The following is a 16,326-nucleotide window of genomic DNA, read 5'->3' on the forward strand; positions in this document are numbered from 1 at the left end:
TCCCGTCGTCGTATGACCAACCAAGCCGATCGGTCAGGCGTCGTCGTCCCGGTCGTCGTCGCCGTCGGCGAGGATCTGGTACAGGGCGCGCCGGGTGTCGTTCAGGACCTTCTTGGCGCGGGCGACCTGCGCCGGCGCCCCGGACTGGGCGACCTGCATGAGCGCGGCCGACGACTGGGCCGCCAACTCGAAGAGCTCCCACACCGAGTCGTCGACCTTCGGGATCATCGACTCCCACGGCGCGTTGACCTCGTCCGAGTGTTCGGCCACATGGGTGCGGCCGGCCTCGGTGAGCTCGTACACCGTCTTGCGGCCCTCGCCGACCGGCTGCACGAGTTCCTCGTCGGAGAGCTGTTGCAGCGCCGGATAGACCGCGCCCGGACTGGGGCGCCAGGCGCCCTGGCTACGTTCTCCGATCTCCTGGATGATCTGGTAGCCGTTGTGGGGGCCCTCGTTGAGCAGGGCCAGGATGGCGGCGCGCACGTCGCCGCGCCGGGCCTTGCGGCCCCGGCGGCCCCCGCCGGGCGGGAAGGGCGGCATGGGCGGAAGCGGCGGGACCGGTGGGATCTGCGCGCCCCACGGACCTCCGAAACCGAAGCCGCCGCCGCCCCAGCCGCCACGGTGACCACGGTGGCGGCGGCCCCGGCGCTCCTCACCGGAGTGGTGCATGCGGAACGGCGGGATCGCGCCGAACCGGGGGACGTCGAACGGCATCGGGCGGGGTCCCTGCCACGCGAACGAAGCGGAGTTCATATCTGATTCCTATCTCTGACGCATCGATGACTGTCATCGATGCGTCAAAGATATATCGCTAACGCGCCGACGGCAAGGCCAATACGGAAACAGCGTGAATCCGCCGGTCAGCCCGCCCTGCCGGGGCCGGTCACGGCGTCGCGAACGGGTGGGTCACCCACTGCAACCGGTGGGGACACCCTCCTCGGCAGCCGGAACCTTCGCCGCGACCGCCTTCGACAACGCCTGCACGGCCTGACCCGGGCTGTCCAGCCCGGCGGGCACGGTCACCTCGACCGGCTGGCGCCGGTCGACCGTGGTCCACACGCTGGCGTCCTTGGACTCGGCCACCGACCAACACGTCTCGCCCAACCGGTACACCTGGGCGTCGACGGCCACCTCGACCGGCTCCACGCCACAGACCATGGTCACCGCCGGGTCACCCCACGCCGCGCCCACCTCGGCGGCACCGTCACCACCGGTGACGGGACGCTGCGGTTGCTCCAAGACCTCGGCCGGCACCTCGGTCACCAGCGCCCGGCACACCTCGAACTCGTCCTCCGTCATGTCGGGGACGGTCAACTCGACCGGCTCGGTCATCACCGGCCCCGCATCGGGAACCGCGCCGTCCTCCGCCGCCGACCCGATCAGGCTGAACGCGCCGATCCCCGCCAACACGGTCACCGGCACCGCGACCAGGGTCGCGATCCTGGCGGCACGACGCCGCTCCGGGTCGGTCCCCGACGGCCGCGCCGTGGACTCGTCGTCTCGATTCTCGGCCACCGCAGCGAGCTCCTTAGAGGCTGTCTCCACACCTGCCGTGCGCCGCCGGTCGGCGCCCGGCGGCGTGGCGCGAAGCGGGCTGCGCACCACCCGGGTGCGCGCCACGCCTCGGCATCACGGACGCACTCGACCGGGCACCGCTCCCGACGGACGAGATCCGACGCGGTCCTACAGATGGACCACCGAACACGTCAACGTGCGGGTGATACCCGATACCTGCTGCACTTTACTGACCACCATCTTGCCCAGTTCGTCGACGGTGTGCGCCTCCGTGAGCACGACCACGTCGTACGGCCCGGTCACGGAGTCGACCCTCGCGACCCCGTCGATCTCCTTGATGGCCATGGCCACATCGCGGGCTTTCCCGACCTCGGTCTGGATGAGAATGTAAGCCTGCACCACGACGACGACTCCTCTGCTGTCGAACGGGTCGCGGTCCGTCGCACTGGCCCGACGCGGCCGACCCGGTTGCGCGTGCCCGGCCCGCGACGACGACGTCACCCACGGCACGAACCGGCACTCGAAGCCCGCCCTCGCCCCACCGTCCCGTGGCGCGTCTTCCCTTCGACGCTCCGCGAGGCGTCGAAGGCCGCCGCGCGCCACACCGGTACGCGAGGACTCCTCCGCCCGCGAACACACTCGACCGGAACACCACTGGCGACGGACGAGGTACGAAGACAGATCTCTAGTTCATCGCATTCCCGGGCCGGAAGCAACCCGTCACCCGGCAAAACCCGCGTCGTCGGCCGTGTGCTCGCGGCAATCCGGAGGCCATGGGCGAGACTAGCCGGGTGGAACGTGAAGAGAGCGCCCTGGCCCAGGCGGGCGAATTCGGGTTCATCGCCAGACTGACCGACCGGCTCGCGCAGGGCCCCGGAGTCCTGCTCGGGCCGGGCGACGACGCCGCGGTGATCACCGCCGGCGACCGCCGGGTCGTCGCCAGTACCGACATGCTCGTGGAGGGCCGCCACTTCCGCCGCGACTGGTCGAGCGGGCTCGACGTCGGGCACAAGGCCGCCGCCGCCAACCTCGCCGACATCGCGGCGATGGGTGGACGCGGCACCGCCCTGCTGGTGGGGATGTGCGTTCCCGACGACCTTCCGCTCGGCTGGGCGGAGGACCTGGCCGACGGACTGGCCGCCGAGGCCGCCAAGGTCGACGCCTCCGTGGTGGGGGGTGACACGGTGAGCGGACCCACCCTCACGATCTCGGTCACCGCGCTGGGGGAGTTGCAGGGCCGCGCCCCCGTCACCCGCGACCACGCCCGGCCCGGCGACGTCCTCGCCGTCGCCGGCCGGCTCGGCTGGGCCGCGGCGGGCACCACGATCCTGTCGCGCGGTTTCCGGTCACCGGGCGCACTGGTGTCGGCGCACCGCAGGCCGCAGGTGCCGTACCCCGCCGGGCCGGTCGCCGCGGTCCTGGGCGCCACCGCCATGATCGACGTCTCGGACGGCCTCCTGGCCGACCTCGGACACATCAGCGCGCGTTCCCAGGTGGCGGTGGACGTCGACCGCGCCGCGCTGGAGATACCCGACCAGATGCGCGACGCCGGGCACGCCCTGGGCGTCGACCCCTACCAGTGGGCGCTCGCCGGCGGGGAGGACCACGCGCTCGTCGCGACGTTCCCTCCGGGTACCGAACTGGGACCGGAATGGCGGGTCATCGGCAGGGTGGAGGCCGGCACCGGGGTCACCGTGGACGGGCTCGGATACGCCGGTCAACCCGGTTGGGACCACGGCCGTTCCTGACCCGGGCACGACGAAGCGCCGCCGGTGGGTGAACCACTCGGCGGCGCGGAAGTCGCACATCGCCACCCGGACGGGCCGGGTGCGAGTCCTCAGACGCGGGAGACCTTTCCGGCCTTCAGGCAGGAGGTGCACACCTTGACGCGCTTGAGGTTGTCACCGGAACCGGTGGAGGCGCGCACGCTCTGGAGGTTCGGGTTCCACCGACGGTTGGTCTTCTTCTTCGACCACGGAACGTTGTGGCCGAAACCTGGGCCCTTGCCGCAGACGTCGCACTTGCGGGACATGATGCTCGCACTCCTGAACTGATGAACTCTTGCGCCGCCACGCCCGGTCGGCGGACAACCGGGCAAGCTTAGCCGATGGCCTCGCACCTGCTGGAACTGGTACCGGCGGCGGGATGGATCCGAACGACGGTTGCCGGTCGTTGCGGACGCCCATACCCTCGAATCGCATGCCCCGACCCGACACCGACTCTGCGAGAGTAACCCCATGACGTACCCCCCACCCCCACCGGGCGGACCGACCGGCCCGGCGGGAGACCCGTATCAACAGCCTCCCGTCGACGCCACCGGTTGGCAACCGCCACCCGGCGCACCGATGTCGGGTGTCCCCTCGTCGGGGCAGCCGTTCCACACGCAGCAGTACCCGCAGCAACCCGCCCCCGGCGATCCGTACGCGTCGCCGCAGTACGACCAGTTCGGTCAGCCGGTCTCCGGCGCGCCCGGGCAACCGTGGCCGGGCGCGCCGGTGCCGCCACCCGCCCGTTCCGGGTCCAAGGGCTGGCTCTGGGGGGCGCTCGCGGGTGTCGTGGTGATCGCCCTCGTGGTGGCCGGTGTGCTCATCTTCACCTCCGACGACGAGACTCAGCCGCTCGCCGATCCCACCGGCACCCCGTCGGCGGAACCCTCCGAGGACGACTCGCAGACCGGCACCGACCCCGCCGACCTGCTGGTGGACCCCGACACCGGACTCGGCTACGCCAAGATGGGCGAACCGTGGGCGGATCCCGGCGCGCAGTTCGCGTTGGCCGGCTTCCGCAGCACCACCGGCGAGATGCTGACCGTCATCGACCAGCCCGACTACGGCTGGGTGGCCATCTTCATCGTCGGTGAACTGAACGTCAACGAGGTCGGCTTCACCGGACCGGACACACTGGAGTCGTCCGTCACCGAACTGGCCGCCATCACCGACGCCACCAACTACTCGGCGCCCCCGGACTGGACCGAACCGCTCGACGGATTCGCGCGCGACGCCGAACCGGTCGTCGAGGAGATCGAGATCGGCGGTTTCCAGGGCGTCGTCTCCACCTACCACCTGTCGTGGGACGACGACCGCCTCCCCGAGGAGACCGGGGAGACCGTCATCCTCGGTGTCATCGACCTCGGCGACGGACGCGCCGCCGGATTCTCCATCAGCCTTCCCGACTCGGTCCCCCAGGAGCAGGTGGACCAGGTCGAGGCGGCCCTCGAATCGCTTCAGTTCGCCTGACCCGTGTGGTGGTACCGGTTCCACCGTCGTGGAGGAACCGGTACCACCGGGCGACGTGACATGATGAGACACGTCGGCCGGCACCCGGCGCGGTCGCGGCGGTCCGACGGACGACCGGACGAGTCCGGACGGCGGAGCGACCGTGACATTCGGCGGTGGCGCACTCGAATCGTCCGCCCCACGCCGTACCCTGCTATGAGTACGTTCTCTCCTCGACCGTCTTCACGGCCGTGAGCTCTCATGTGAAAGTTGATCGATGACCTACCCCCCGCAGCAACCGGAAGACGGCTGGGCCACGCACGGTCAGCAGCCAGGGCAGCCGGACGGGCAGTACCAGGCCGATCCGCCCGGCGAGGCGCCGCACCCGCAGTACGGCGGGCAACAGCCCTACGCCCACCCGCAGGGGCAGGAGGGATACGGGGCCCAGCCCGGTTACGACCAGGCCCAGTACGGCCAGCAGCCGGGCCACCCGCAGCAGTACGGGCAGCAGCCGGGATACGACCAGGCCCAGTACGGCCAGCAGCCGGGCCACCAGCAGCAGTACGGGCAGCAGCCCGGTTACGACCAGGCCCAGTACGGGCAGCAGCCGGGATACGACCAGGGCCAGTACGGGCAGCAGCCCGGTCACCCGCAGCAGTACGGGCAGCAGCCCGGCTACCCACCACAACCGTACGGTCCCGGACAGCCGCAGCCCGGTCACGAGCAGTACCCGGCACCCGACTACGGACACGCCGATCCACATGAAGAACCCCCCACGGACCAGACCCAATCACTGCTGGACAACTCCGACCAGACACAGGTGATCGGCCGTCCCGTCCCTCAACAGCAGGCCCCCCAGGACGAGACCGCGCCACAATACGACCAGGAGCCGGTCCAGCCGTTCGCGCCCGCCCACGACCCCACGAACCCGGCCTCCGCGCAGCCCTACCAGGTCGGCCCCGCGCCGGGCCAGCCGTACCAGGCGCCGGTCTCGGTGCAGCCGGCTTCCGGACAGCCGTACCACGCTCCGGCCTCCGGACAGCCGTACCACGCGCCGGCCTCCGGGCAGCCCTACCAGGCTCCGGCCTCCGGGCAGCCGCAGTACGCACCGCCCGGCGTTCCCGAGTCCCCGTTCGCGGCGGCACCGACCCCCACGCACCTGCCCACCCCGGTCAGCGCCTCGCCCACCTCCGCGCAGCCGTGGGCCGGCGGGGTGGTCCCGCAGTTCACTCCCAAGCGGAGCAAGGGCGTGCCCGGCTGGATCTACGTGGTCGGGGCGATCGTGGTGGTCGCCGCGCTCGCCGTCGGCGCGGTGTTCTTCTTCGGTATGCCGGGCACCGGTACCAGTGCCGACGAAGGCGACCCGACCCCCTCGACGCAGGCGTCCGAGGAACCCGTGCCCGAGGGCGGCGGCGAACTCCTCACCGACTCCGAGACCGGTCTGGGATACCTCTCGCTGCCCACACCGTGGGCGCCGTTGGCCGACAACGCCGACTTCGCGGGTGTCCCCGGTCTCGCCGAGGTCACCGGCCAGTACTGCGTCACCGAGGAACCGAACGGTGACAACCGGGGCTGGACGGGCGTGGTCGCGGTCGGCGCGCTGGACACCGGCGCGGTCGAGTACACCGGCGCCGACGCGATGCGCAACACCGTCGTCGCGTTGGGCGAGACCGTGGACGCCGGATACTGGAAGGACCCGGCCGACCCCGACGCCGACCTCGCGGAACTGGCCCGCGCCGGTGACGCGACGTTCCAGTACCTGCGCATCGACGGCCGCCGCGCCATCATGATGACCTACCAGGTCACCTGGGCCGCCGACTCCACCCAGGAGACCGGCGCCACCGTCACCGTCGGCATCGTGGACCTCGGTGGCGGCGACGCCGCGGCGTTCTTCGCGCAGGTCCCCGGTTCCGTGGCCGAGGAACAGGGACCGGCGGTGGACGCCGCCCTGCTGACCCTGCAGTTCGGCTGACCCGGATCGCTTAGAAGGCCCGGTCCCGTCACGGGGGCCGGGCCTTCGCCGTGCCGGAACGACCGGACGGCAACCGGTTCCGTGTCACGTCGGTCCCAGTGGCTAAGCTGACCAACCGTGCGGGAGGTGGCTGCGGTGAGCGACGGCGACGGTCTGGCCCGGTTGGACGCCGAGGCGATCCGACGGTGGTACCGCGCGACCCTCGCCGCGTTCGAAAGACACCGCCGTGACATCGACCGGTTGAACGTCTTCCCGGTGCCCGACGGCGACACCGGCACCAACCTCGCCGCCACCATGACCGCCGCCTGCGAACGGCTCGACGCCGGTACCGACCCGGCGACCGTGGCCATCCACGCCGCGCAGGGCGCGCTCCTGGGCGCGCGCGGCAACTCCGGGGTCATCCTGGCGCAACTGCTGCGCGGCCTGGCCGACAGTTGGCGGACCGGACCACTCGACGCCGCCGCCCTGGCGAGCGGACTCCGTCACGCCGCGACCGCCGCCGCCGAGGCGGTGGCCGCCCCCGCGGAGGGGACCATCCTGACCGTGGCGCACGCTGCGGCGGCCACCGCCCACCACCACCGGGATGCGGCACTGCCCAGGGCCGCGACGGCGGTCGCCGACGCGGCCGTCGCCGCGGTGGCCGCGACCGTGGAGCAACTGCCCGCGCTGACCCGTGCTGGGGTCGTCGACGCCGGTGGGCTCGGCTTGGCGCTCATGCTCGACACCCTCGCCGAGACGGTGACCGGTGACCGTCGCGACGACGCCGAGGGCCTGTTGACACAGGGCCGCCGTGCCGGTCGGGCCGGGGGTGTCGTGGTGCCGCGGGAATCCGGTTCCTCCCGGTTCGGGTTCGAGGTGCAGTACCTGCTGGACACCGACCCCGACTCGATCGAACGGCTGCGCGCCGTACTGGTCGAACTCGGCGACTCGCTGGTCGTGGTGGGCGCGGCGGCGGTGGAGCCCGGGGCGACCCGCACCTGGAACGTCCACGTCCACGTCAACGACGTCGGGGCGGCGGTGGAGGCGGGAATCCGGTTGGGAACCCTTCACCGCCTGTCGGTCACCCGGTTCGCGGACGAGTCCCCGCCACCTCCGCCGGCGGCGCCCGCCGGTCGCGGCTGCGTCGTGGTCACCGACGGCCCCGGGCTGGTTCCGACGCTGTTGCGGGAGGGGGCGCGGCCGGTGATCGGCGCCGACGACGACATCGGGGCGGCGTTGCGGGCCACCGGCGCCGCCGACGTCGTGGTGCTGGCCGGCGCGGACCGGTTGCGGGCCGCCGAGACCGCGGCCGCGGCCGCCAGGTCGGACGGCTTCCGGGTGGCGGTCGTCCCGATCAGGTCGGCGGTTCAGGCGTTGGCCGCCCTGGCGGTGCGGGACGCCGGCCGGCGCTTCGACGACGACGTGATCGCCATGGCCGAGGCCGCCGCCTCCTGCCGGGCGGTGACCGTGACGGTCGCGGAGTCGGCGGCCCTGACCACCGTGGGACGTTGTGAACCCGGTGACCTCCTCGTCCTCGCCGACGACGAGGTGGTGCTGGTGGGGCGCGACCCCGTGGCGGTACTCACCGGCCTGGCCGACCGGCTGTGCGCGGCGGGTGCCGAGCTGTTGACGTTGGTGCGCGGCGCCGACCTGCCGCCGGACGCGGAGTCGGCCCTGACCCGGCACCTCGCCGGGAACTGGCCACTGGTGGAGTCCCAGTGGTTCGACGGAGGGCACTGCCGTGATCTACTGTGGATCGGAGCCGAATGAGAGCCACACTGGACGGAAAGCTGCGCGACGTCGTCGGTGCCCGGACCGCGACCGCGCTCCACGAACACCTCGGCATGACGACGGTGGGGGACCTGCTGCACCACTACCCCTTCCGGTACGCGCAGCGCGGCGACCGCGCCGACCTCAACGCACTCCAGATCGGTGAGCAGGCGACCGTCGTCGCCAAGGTCCGCGCCGTCACCACCAAGCCGATGCGCCACCGGCGCGGAAGCATGCTGGAGGCCGTCGTCTCCGACGACGACGGCAACACCCTCACGTTGACGTTCTTCAACCAGCCCTGGCAGGCCCGCCACCTCAAGGCGGGCAGATGGGGGCTCTTCGCCGGGAAGGTCACCGAGTTCCGGGGACGACGACAACTGAACAGCCCGGACTTCCGGATGCTGGGCGACTCCGACGACGAGGACGCGGGCGAACTCGTCGAGGAGTTCGCCGGCGCGCTCATCCCGGTGTACCGGGCCACCGGTAAGGTCCCCACCTGGACCATCGCCAAGTGCGTACGGACCGCACTCGACGTGCTCGCCGAGCCGCCGGACCCGCTGCCGGAGGCACTGCGGGACGCGCGGTCGCTGATGGGCTACGGTCGCGCACTGCACGCCATCCACCGCCCGGAGTCCACCGAGGTGCTGTACGCCGCCAAGAAGCGCCTCAAGTGGCAGGAGGCGTTCCTGCTCCAGACCACACTCGTGCAACGGAAGCAGCGGGCCGCCGCCAGCCCGGCGGTCCCACGGCCCGGCCGCCCCGACGGCCTGCTCGCGGCCTTCGACGCCGCCCTGCCGTTCACGCTGACCGAGGGACAGCGCCGGGTCGGCGACGAACTCGCGGCCGACCTGGCGCGTGCCCACCCCATGCACCGCCTGCTCCAGGGCGACGTCGGCAGTGGCAAGACCATGGTGTCGCTGCGCGCGATGCTCCAGGTCGTCGACTCCGGCGGCCAGGCCGCGATGCTGGCACCGACCGAGGTCCTGGCCGCCCAGCACCACAAGACGATCACGCGCCAGCTCGGTGACCTGGCCCGGGGTGGCGAACTCAGCGCACCCGACACCGCCACCCGGTTGACACTCCTCACCGGCTCCCTGGGCGCGGCGGCCCGTCGCGAGGCGGCGGCCGCGATCGCGGACGGCACGGCCGGAATCGTCATCGGCACACACGCGCTGCTCTACGAGGGCGTCGACTTCCACGACCTCGGCCTGGTGGTCGTCGACGAACAGCACCGATTCGGCGTCGAGCAGCGGGACGCGTTGCGGGCCAAGGCCGGCACACCCCCGCACGTCCTGGTCATGACCGCCACTCCGATCCCCCGGACGGTCGCCATGACGGTGTACGGGGACCTGGAGACCAGCCGCCTCACCGAACTCCCCGCCGGCCGCACCCCCATCACGACCCACGTCGTCCCCGGCGGCGACGGACGGTGGATCGCCCGCGCCTGGCAGCGGATGACCGAGGAGGTGCGCGCCGGACGCCAGGCGTACGTGGTGTGCCCGAGGATCGGCGACGACGAGGGCGCCGACGGTGACGCCGACCGCCGACCGCCGCTGGCGGTCGAGGACGTCGCCCCCGAACTGGCCGCCGGGCCGCTGGCGGGCCTGCGGGTGGAGATGCTGCACGGCAGGTTGGCGCCCGACGTCAAGGACCGGGTGATGTCCCGTTACGCCGCCGGAGAGATCGACGTCCTGGTCGCCACGACCGTGGTCGAGGTCGGTGTCGACGTCCCCAACGCGACGATGATGGTGATCCTCGACGCCGACCGGTTCGGGGTGTCGCAGTTGCACCAATTGCGCGGCCGGGTGGGTCGTGGCGGGCACCCCGGGCTGTGCCTGCTGGTCAGTGAGGCGGCCGCCGACAGCCCCTCCGGTGAACGCCTCGCCGCCGTCGCCTCCACCACCGACGGTTTCCGGCTCGCCGAACTCGACCTGGAGCAGCGCCGCGAGGGCGACGTCCTGGGTGAGGCGCAGTCCGGCGCACGTTCCCACGTGCGGCTGCTATCCCTGTTGCGTGACGCCGAACTCATCGGGCAGGCTCGGGAGGCGGCGGCCACGGTCATCGACGGGGACCCGGACCTGACCGGTCATCCGTTGCTGGCCGCCGCCGTCGCCGCGCTGGTCGACGACGAGCGCGCCGAGTACCTGGAGAAGAGCTGACGGCATGACGATCCTGCATTTCTGTACCGAGGCCGACTGGAACGCCGCCGCCCCGACCGGGTGGTATCGCCACGAGTCGCTGGCGAAGGAGGGGTTCATCCACTTCTCCGATCCGTACCAGGTGCACCTGCCCGCGGACTACATGATGCGCGGCCGCACCGACCTGGTGCTGCTGGAGGTCGATGAGAACGCGGTGGGCGCGGAGGTCCGCTACGAGCCCGCCGACCCCGCCGATCCGGACTCGATGCGGTTCCCCCACCTGTACGGGCCGCTGGAGACCTCCGCGGTGGTGGCGGTCCACCCGTTCCCTCCCGGCCCCGACGGCCGGTTCACACTGCCGCCGGAAGTCGCGCGGTGACCCGGATCATCGCGGGTGAGCACCGCGGTCGCCGGCTGGCCACCCCGGCCGGCGACCGCACCCGCCCCACCTCCGACCGGGTGCGGGAGGCGTTGTTCGGCGCGCTACAGGCCACCGGCGGCATCGAGGACGCCGCCGTACTCGACCTGTACGCCGGTTCCGGCGCGGTCGGGTTGGAGGCGGTCTCCCGTGGTGCCGCCCACGTCCTGATGGTCGAGGCGCACCCGGGCACCGCGCGGGTCATCCGGCGCAACATCGCGACCCTGTCCGCCGGCGACCGGGCGGAGGTGCTGGTCGCCGAACTGCCCCAGGCGGTGCGCCGGCCCGCACCCCGGCCCTTCGACCTGGTGTTCGCCGATCCGCCGTACGCGTTGCCGGACACCGGATTGGCGGAGGTGCTGGCGGCCCTGGCCGCCAACGGCTGGCTCGCCGAGGACGCCGACGTGATCGTGGAGAGGTCGAGCCGTTCCGGGGAACCGGCCTGGCCGCCGGACGTCACCGGAACGCGCAGCCGCCGTTACGGTGAATCGACGCTTTGGTACGGTCGCGCCTTGTGGACCTGACACAGCGCCCCGTGGCGGACCCCGCCGGCCCCCCGTCCGCTCGACGTGCCCTGTGCCCGGGCTCGTTCGACCCGGTGACGAACGGCCACCTCGACATCATCAACCGCGCCGCGAAGCTGTACGACGAGCTGTTCGTCGCGGTGTTCGTCAACCCCTCCAAGGCCGGACTGTTCAGTCTGGACGAACGGATGGAGATGCTGGCGGAGGTCACCGGTCACCTCCCGAACGTGTCGGTGACCTCGTTCCAGGGGTTGACGGTGGACTTCTGCCGCACACACGGCGTCGGCATCATCGTCAAGGGCGTGCGCGCGGTCTCCGACTTCGACTACGAACTCCAGATGGCGCAGATGAACTACGGACTCGAGGGCGTGGAGACGTTGTTCATGCCCACCAATCCGCTTTACTCGTTCCTGTCGTCGAGTCTCGTGAAGGACGTCGCCAAGTGGGGCGGCGACATCGACGGGCACGTCCCCGCGCCGGTCGCGGCCAGGTTGGTCGCCAGAATGGGTGGGGAATAGCGCAGAATGACGGGGTGGGATCAGACCCACGCGAATGGAATGGAGTATCGGGTGGGGCCATTGGATCGTATCGAGGACATCGTGGCGTACGTCGAGGCCGCGAAGGCCGTCCCGATGTCCCGGGGGTGCCGGATCGACCGCGGCGAGATGATCGCGATGCTGGAGGAGCTCCGCGCGGAACTCCCCGGTGAACTGCGTCGCGCCGACGCCATGCTCGCCGAACGGGACAAGATAATCGACGCCGGTCAGCGTGAGGCCGAGCGCATCATTGCCGAGGCCGAGACCGAGCACGCCCGGCTCGTCTCCGGCCACGAGGTAACCGTGTCCGCCGAGCACGAGGGCAACCGGATCGTCCAGGAGGCCAGGGCGGAGGCTCAGCGGCTGCGCGACGAGGTCGACGAGTACGTCGACACCACGCTGGCGAACTTCGAGCAGTTCCTACAGCGCGCACTGGCGGGCGTGGAACGAGGCCGCGACAAGATGCACGCGCTGCGTGAGATCGGCTCGTTCGCGCCCACGAGTGAGGAAGACGACAGGCCGCTGCCGAGCATCTGACCGGGTCCCGGGCCAGACTTGACCCTGGACGACGAGGGGTGCCCGCCTCAGGTAACCTCTATCGTCGGCCTGTACGGGCTGAGATTCGAAGTGATGACGATGCAGAAGACACCTCCTCCACTGGACCCGAAGGCACCGCTGGTCGCCGACGCGCGGACCATGTCGCGTGCCCCGGGCACGACCAAGGAGTGGTCGGCCGACGTCCCGCTCACCGAGAACCTCGGCCTGGACATGATCGCCATCCCGGCGGGTGAGGTGCTGTCACTGCGGCTGCGCCTGACCTCGGTCTCCGAGGGCATCCTCGTGACCGGTACGGTGAGCGCCCCGGTCCGCGGTGAATGCGGCCGGTGCCTGACGGCGATCGAGGACACGCTGGAAGTCGACGTGACGGAACTGTACGCCTTCGAGGGCAGTACCACCGCGGAGACGACCGACGAGGACGAGGTCATGCGGCTCCGAGACGACCTGATCGACCTGGAGCCGTTGGTGCGGGACGCACTGGTGTTCGCGATGCCGAACACACCGCTGTGCCGCCCCGACTGTCCCGGACTGTGCCCCGACTGCGGCACACCCTGGGACGAACTGCCCGACGACCACGGTCACGAGATCGTGGACCCGCGTTGGGCGCAACTGAAGAAACTGCTGTAGGAAGTCCAGGCCCTCGGGCCGGCGCCGGTGGACACCGGTGACCGGCAGGATGGCCCTCTAGCATTCGGAGTGAGAACGTGGCCGTCCCGAAGCGCCGCATGTCGCGGAGCAACACCCGTAGCCGCCGTGCCAACTGGAAGGCCGCGCCGGTGACCACCTCGGCGTGCCCGCAGTGCCGGTCGCCGAAGCTGCCCCACGCCGCCTGCGGCGTATGCGGCACCTACAAGGGCCGTCAGATCCTCGACGTCTGATCCCGGTCCGGCTCGTGGTGCGTGACGAAACCGGTTCACACGGTGATGTGAGCGTCGCCCACTTCGGCGCGGCGCTCGACGTGGTGCTCGACGCCGACCTGCTGAGGTTGGCGTTGACGCACCGTTCGTACGCGTACGAACGCGGTGGCCTTCCGACGAACGAGCGCCTGGAGTTCCTGGGGGACTCGGTGCTCGGGCTGGTCGTCACCTCGACGCTGTACCGCAAGTACCCGGACCTGCCGGAGGGGCAACTCGCCAGGCTGCGCGCCAGCGTGGTCAACATGCGGGCGCTCGCGGGGGTGGCACGGGCACTGGGACCGGGCGGTGTCGGACCGCACCTGCTGCTGGGCAAGGGCGAGGAGTCCTCCGGAGGCAGGGACAAGAACAGCATCCTCGCCGACTCGGTGGAGGCGCTGCTGGGCGCCATCTACCTCCAACACGGCATCGACGTCGCCTCCCGGGTCGTGCACCAGTTGTTCGACCCGCTGCTGGAGGTGGCCGCGCGTCGCGGCGCCGCCCTGGACTGGAAGACCAGTCTCCAGGAGTTGACCTCGGGAGCGGGGCTGGGCGTCCCCGACTACCGCATCTCCGAGACCGGTCCCGACCACGCCAAGCGGTTCACCGCGTGGGCGGTGGTGGGCGGCGAGGAGTTCGGTGAGGGGACCGGCGGCAGCAAGAAGGAGGCCGAGCAGATCGCGGCCGAGGCCGCCTGGCGCACCATCAGTAACCGGCTGGGGGCCGCGGATCCGCCGCGTTGACCCCGCCGTCACGTCTTTCACGGCCCGGGATCGTTCACCGATCCCGGGCCGTTCGGCCGTCCGGACCCGGGGGAGGACCGTCAACGCGGCGGCGTGGGGGGTGCCGGTGGTGACGGCGGACCGTCGGAGCCGGACGCCGGCGGAGTGGCGGGCGCCGGGGCGGCGGCCACCGGCTCCGGACGGGGTGCGGACGGAGCGACCCCGCCGGGACCCACCGGTGCTACGGCGGTGGGCGTGGCGGAAGCCGCGCGGCGGCGGCGCGCCCGGCGCAGCAGCCACCACCACAGCAGTCCCGTCGGTACGCCGAACGCCACCAGGAACGGGGTCAGCACCCCCAGCACGGTGACCAATCCGGTCAGGAACCCGAGGAAGCCGCTCCATCCGACCGCCAGGCCCTCCCAGAACCCGTCGGGGCCGGACTCGACCGGGGTCCTGGTGTCCGGCGGCGACACGGTCAAGGTGATCGTGGCGTACCCGACCTGTTCGGCCAGGTCCCGCTGCCGCGCCAGCAGGCTCGCCAGTTCGGTCTCGCGGGTGGTCAGCTCGTCCTCCAGCAACACGATCTGGTCGAGGTCCTGCGCGCCGTCGAGCAGTTCCCTGACACGCTCCACACTGGCCCGTTTGGTGGCGATCTGGCTTTCGAGGTCCACGACGGTACCGGTCGTGTCGACGGTGGCGACGTTGCGGGACAGTTCGGTTCCCAGTTCCGCCAACGAGGTCAGCACGGTCTCGAACCGGTCGGCCGGGACCTTGAGGACGAGGGACGCCCACACGTGGTGGGGGTCCAGGCCCCGTTCGTCCGCGGCGACGAAGCCGCCCGCGTCGGTCACGAGGTCCGTGGCGTCGTCCGCCAGCCCTGCGGGATCGTCGGACTCCACCGACAATCCGGCGGTGTAGACGATCTGGCGGTCGGCCGACACGTCCACGGGGGTGTCCGACGGTTCGGCGTCGGCCTCTGCGCCGGACACGTCGGCGGGTGCGGCGGCGCCGTCACCGCCTTCGTCTCCCGCGGAACCGCAGCCCGCCAACAGGACGGCGGCCAACACGACGGGTACGAGGGATCTCCGGAGGAGTCGCATGAGTAGGCCCTTCCACTCGGGTTGTCCGTCCATGGTGGCCGGGCCGGTGCGCGGTGCCGTCACGATGATGTGTCCGCACCATAACGGTATGAATCGTTATCGATATCTCAGTGCGTCAGTGCGTCAGTGCGTCAGGGCGTCATGTGGGCGGGTGGCTGGCAACGGGGGCAGTAGAACGACGAGCGGTTGGTGAACTTCTCACGCACCACGGCCGTTCCGCACCGGCGGCACGGCAGTCCCTCCCGCCCGTACACCTCCAGCGAACGATCGAAGTATCCCGATTCGCCGTTGACCTTGACGTACAGCGAGTCGAAGGACGTGCCGCCCTGCGCCAACGCCGCGTCGAACACGTCGCGCAGATGCCCGAGCATCGCCGTCACCTGATCCGCGGTCAGCGACTCGGTGGGCCGGCCACCGTGGACCATCGTGCGCCACAGCGTCTCGTCGGCGTAGATGTTCCCGACCCCGGAGATCAACGACTGGTCCAGCAGTGCCCGTTTCACCTCGCTGCGCCTGGTCCGCAGTGCCGCACTGAACGCGGCGGCGTCGAACAGCGGATCGTAGACGTCGCGGGCGATGTGGGCGATCTGCCCCGGCAACTCGGCACCGTCGACGCTGACCAGCATCTCACCGAAGGTGCGCTGGTCGACGAACCGCAGCTCGGTGTCGCCCTCGGTGAAACCGAGCCTCACCCGCAGGTGTGGCCCGTCCGGCGCGGCGGGCGGTTGGATCAACAGCTGCCCCGACATCCCCAGATGGCACAACAGGGCGTCGCCGGTGTCCAGCGGAAGCCACATGAACTTGCCGCGCCGCCGGGCACCGGTCACGATCGCACCCGTCAGGCGCTCGGCGAAGTCCACCGGGCCGGCCAGGTGCCGACGCACCGCCCGCGGGTGGCGCACCTCCACGGTGGCGATCTCGCGGCCGGTCACCCATTCGGCGACTCCCCGTCGCACGGTCTCCACCTCGGGCAGTTCTGGCATGTC

At 71.3% G+C, this 16,326-nt stretch carries 19 protein-coding genes; 12 read left to right on the plus strand and 7 right to left on the minus strand.

Features of this window, described 5'->3' with window-relative positions; all coding sequences use genetic code 11:
* Nucleotides 1-33 precede the first annotated feature (33 nt).
* The 3 genes from LX16_RS02435 to LX16_RS02445 form a co-directional block, all read right to left on the minus strand.
* On the minus strand, nucleotides 34-753 hold the full coding sequence (locus LX16_RS02435) for a PadR family transcriptional regulator (RefSeq protein WP_147132451.1): 720 nt from the start codon (nucleotides 751-753) through the stop codon (nucleotides 34-36).
* A 153-nt stretch (nucleotides 754-906) separates the two neighbouring features.
* Nucleotides 907-1,515 (minus strand): DUF3515 family protein, encoded by a 609-nt coding sequence (locus LX16_RS02440; protein ID WP_158645454.1) that lies wholly within the window; start codon nucleotides 1,513-1,515, stop codon nucleotides 907-909.
* 168 nt (nucleotides 1,516-1,683) lie between these two features.
* Entirely contained in the window at nucleotides 1,684-1,917 is a 234-nt protein-coding gene (locus LX16_RS02445; protein WP_147132457.1) for an Lrp/AsnC ligand binding domain-containing protein, read from the minus strand.
* 389 nt (nucleotides 1,918-2,306) lie between these two features.
* On the opposite strand from LX16_RS02445, the gene LX16_RS02450 reads away from it, so the two are divergent.
* Nucleotides 2,307-3,263 carry a thiamine-phosphate kinase gene (locus LX16_RS02450; RefSeq protein WP_211354239.1) on the plus strand — a complete coding sequence of 319 codons (957 nt, stop codon included), beginning with the start codon at nucleotides 2,307-2,309 and terminating at the stop codon, nucleotides 3,261-3,263.
* Nucleotides 3,264-3,352: 89 nt separating this feature from the next.
* On the opposite strand, the gene rpmB is transcribed toward LX16_RS02450, so the two are convergent.
* The gene (gene rpmB, locus LX16_RS02455; RefSeq protein WP_147132463.1) at nucleotides 3,353-3,547 is read right to left on the minus strand and encodes a 50S ribosomal protein L28; all 195 of its coding nucleotides are present in this window, start codon (nucleotides 3,545-3,547) and stop codon (nucleotides 3,353-3,355) included.
* Between the two features lie 205 nt (nucleotides 3,548-3,752).
* Here rpmB and LX16_RS02460 point away from each other — a divergent pair, with 205 nt between their 5' ends.
* Nucleotides 3,753-4,751, plus strand: coding sequence for a YrzE family protein (locus LX16_RS02460; RefSeq protein WP_147132467.1), 999 nt, complete (start codon nucleotides 3,753-3,755; stop codon nucleotides 4,749-4,751).
* Nucleotides 4,752-4,989: 238 nt separating this feature from the next.
* Here LX16_RS02460 and LX16_RS26435 read toward each other — a convergent pair whose 3' ends face one another.
* Nucleotides 4,990-5,481: a hypothetical protein gene (locus LX16_RS26435; RefSeq protein WP_158645455.1), complete on the minus strand. Its 492-nt coding sequence runs from the start codon at nucleotides 5,479-5,481 to the stop codon at nucleotides 4,990-4,992.
* A 69-nt stretch (nucleotides 5,482-5,550) separates the two neighbouring features.
* On the opposite strand from LX16_RS26435, the gene LX16_RS26440 reads away from it, so the two are divergent.
* The 10 genes from LX16_RS26440 (at nucleotide 5,551) to rnc (ending at nucleotide 14,261) form a co-directional block, all read left to right on the plus strand.
* The gene (locus LX16_RS26440; RefSeq protein ID WP_158645456.1) at nucleotides 5,551-6,702 is read left to right on the plus strand and encodes a hypothetical protein; all 1,152 of its coding nucleotides are present in this window, start codon (nucleotides 5,551-5,553) and stop codon (nucleotides 6,700-6,702) included.
* 135 nt (nucleotides 6,703-6,837) lie between these two features.
* Nucleotides 6,838-8,451, plus strand: a complete 1,614-nt coding sequence (locus LX16_RS02470) for a DAK2 domain-containing protein (protein WP_211354240.1) — start codon at nucleotides 6,838-6,840, stop codon at nucleotides 8,449-8,451.
* On the plus strand, nucleotides 8,448-10,610 hold the full coding sequence (gene recG / locus LX16_RS02475) for an ATP-dependent DNA helicase RecG (RefSeq protein WP_147132470.1): 2,163 nt from the start codon (nucleotides 8,448-8,450) through the stop codon (nucleotides 10,608-10,610). The genes LX16_RS02470 and recG overlap by 4 nt, the downstream gene beginning before the upstream one ends.
* A gap of 4 nt (nucleotides 10,611-10,614) precedes the next feature.
* A complete protein-coding gene (locus LX16_RS02480; RefSeq protein WP_147132473.1) occupies nucleotides 10,615-10,968 on the plus strand; it encodes a DUF952 domain-containing protein in 354 nt (117 codons plus the stop codon).
* Nucleotides 10,965-11,531: a 16S rRNA (guanine(966)-N(2))-methyltransferase RsmD gene (gene rsmD / locus LX16_RS02485; RefSeq protein WP_147132476.1), complete on the plus strand. Its 567-nt coding sequence runs from the start codon at nucleotides 10,965-10,967 to the stop codon at nucleotides 11,529-11,531. Before LX16_RS02480 ends, rsmD begins: the two co-directional genes overlap by 4 nt.
* Before the next feature lie 50 nt (nucleotides 11,532-11,581).
* Nucleotides 11,582-12,049 carry a pantetheine-phosphate adenylyltransferase gene (gene coaD / locus LX16_RS02490; protein WP_147136891.1) on the plus strand — a complete coding sequence of 156 codons (468 nt, stop codon included), beginning with the start codon at nucleotides 11,582-11,584 and terminating at the stop codon, nucleotides 12,047-12,049.
* Between the two features lie 51 nt (nucleotides 12,050-12,100).
* On the plus strand, nucleotides 12,101-12,604 hold the full coding sequence (locus tag LX16_RS02495) for a hypothetical protein (protein WP_147132479.1): 504 nt from the start codon (nucleotides 12,101-12,103) through the stop codon (nucleotides 12,602-12,604).
* Nucleotides 12,605-12,697: 93 nt separating this feature from the next.
* Entirely contained in the window at nucleotides 12,698-13,252 is a 555-nt protein-coding gene (locus LX16_RS02500) for a YceD family protein (RefSeq protein WP_211354242.1), read from the plus strand.
* Between the two features lie 77 nt (nucleotides 13,253-13,329).
* Nucleotides 13,330-13,503 carry a 50S ribosomal protein L32 gene (gene rpmF, locus LX16_RS02505; RefSeq protein ID WP_147132482.1) on the plus strand — a complete coding sequence of 58 codons (174 nt, stop codon included), beginning with the start codon at nucleotides 13,330-13,332 and terminating at the stop codon, nucleotides 13,501-13,503.
* Between the two features lie 17 nt (nucleotides 13,504-13,520).
* On the plus strand, nucleotides 13,521-14,261 hold the full coding sequence (gene rnc / locus LX16_RS02510; protein ID WP_345740708.1) for a ribonuclease III: 741 nt from the start codon (nucleotides 13,521-13,523) through the stop codon (nucleotides 14,259-14,261).
* An 80-nt stretch (nucleotides 14,262-14,341) separates the two neighbouring features.
* Here the strand turns inward: rnc and LX16_RS02515 are convergent, their stop codons facing one another.
* Complete coding sequence (locus LX16_RS02515) at nucleotides 14,342-15,403, minus strand: DUF4349 domain-containing protein (RefSeq protein ID WP_147132488.1); 1,062 nt, start codon at nucleotides 15,401-15,403, stop codon at nucleotides 14,342-14,344.
* A 68-nt stretch (nucleotides 15,404-15,471) separates the two neighbouring features.
* Nucleotides 15,472-16,323, minus strand: coding sequence for a bifunctional DNA-formamidopyrimidine glycosylase/DNA-(apurinic or apyrimidinic site) lyase (gene mutM / locus LX16_RS02520; protein ID WP_147132491.1), 852 nt, complete (start codon nucleotides 16,321-16,323; stop codon nucleotides 15,472-15,474).
* Nucleotides 16,324-16,326: the final 3 nt, after the last annotated feature.

The sequence above is a fragment of the Stackebrandtia albiflava genome (genome assembly GCF_007994225.1).
GTDB classification, from domain to species: Bacteria; Actinomycetota; Actinomycetes; order Mycobacteriales; family Micromonosporaceae; genus Stackebrandtia; species Stackebrandtia albiflava.

Bases quoted from the DNA above. Each gene is read 5' to 3' on its own strand.
- LX16_RS02435 (WP_147132451.1), bottom strand. From the start codon at position 753: ATGAACTCCGCTTCGTTCGCGTGGCAGGGACCCCGCCCGATGCCGTTC.
- rpmB (WP_147132463.1), bottom strand. From the start codon at position 3,547: ATGTCCCGCAAGTGCGACGTCTGCGGCAAGGGCCCAGGTTTCGGCCAC.
- LX16_RS02460 (WP_147132467.1), top strand. From the start codon at position 3,753: ATGACGTACCCCCCACCCCCACCGGGCGGACCGACCGGCCCGGCGGGA.
- recG (WP_147132470.1), top strand. From the start codon at position 8,448: ATGAGAGCCACACTGGACGGAAAGCTGCGCGACGTCGTCGGTGCCCGG.
- LX16_RS02480 (WP_147132473.1), top strand. From the start codon at position 10,615: ATGACGATCCTGCATTTCTGTACCGAGGCCGACTGGAACGCCGCCGCC.
- LX16_RS02500 (WP_211354242.1), top strand. From the start codon at position 12,698: ATGACGATGCAGAAGACACCTCCTCCACTGGACCCGAAGGCACCGCTG.
- mutM (WP_147132491.1), bottom strand. From the start codon at position 16,323: ATGCCAGAACTGCCCGAGGTGGAGACCGTGCGACGGGGAGTCGCCGAA.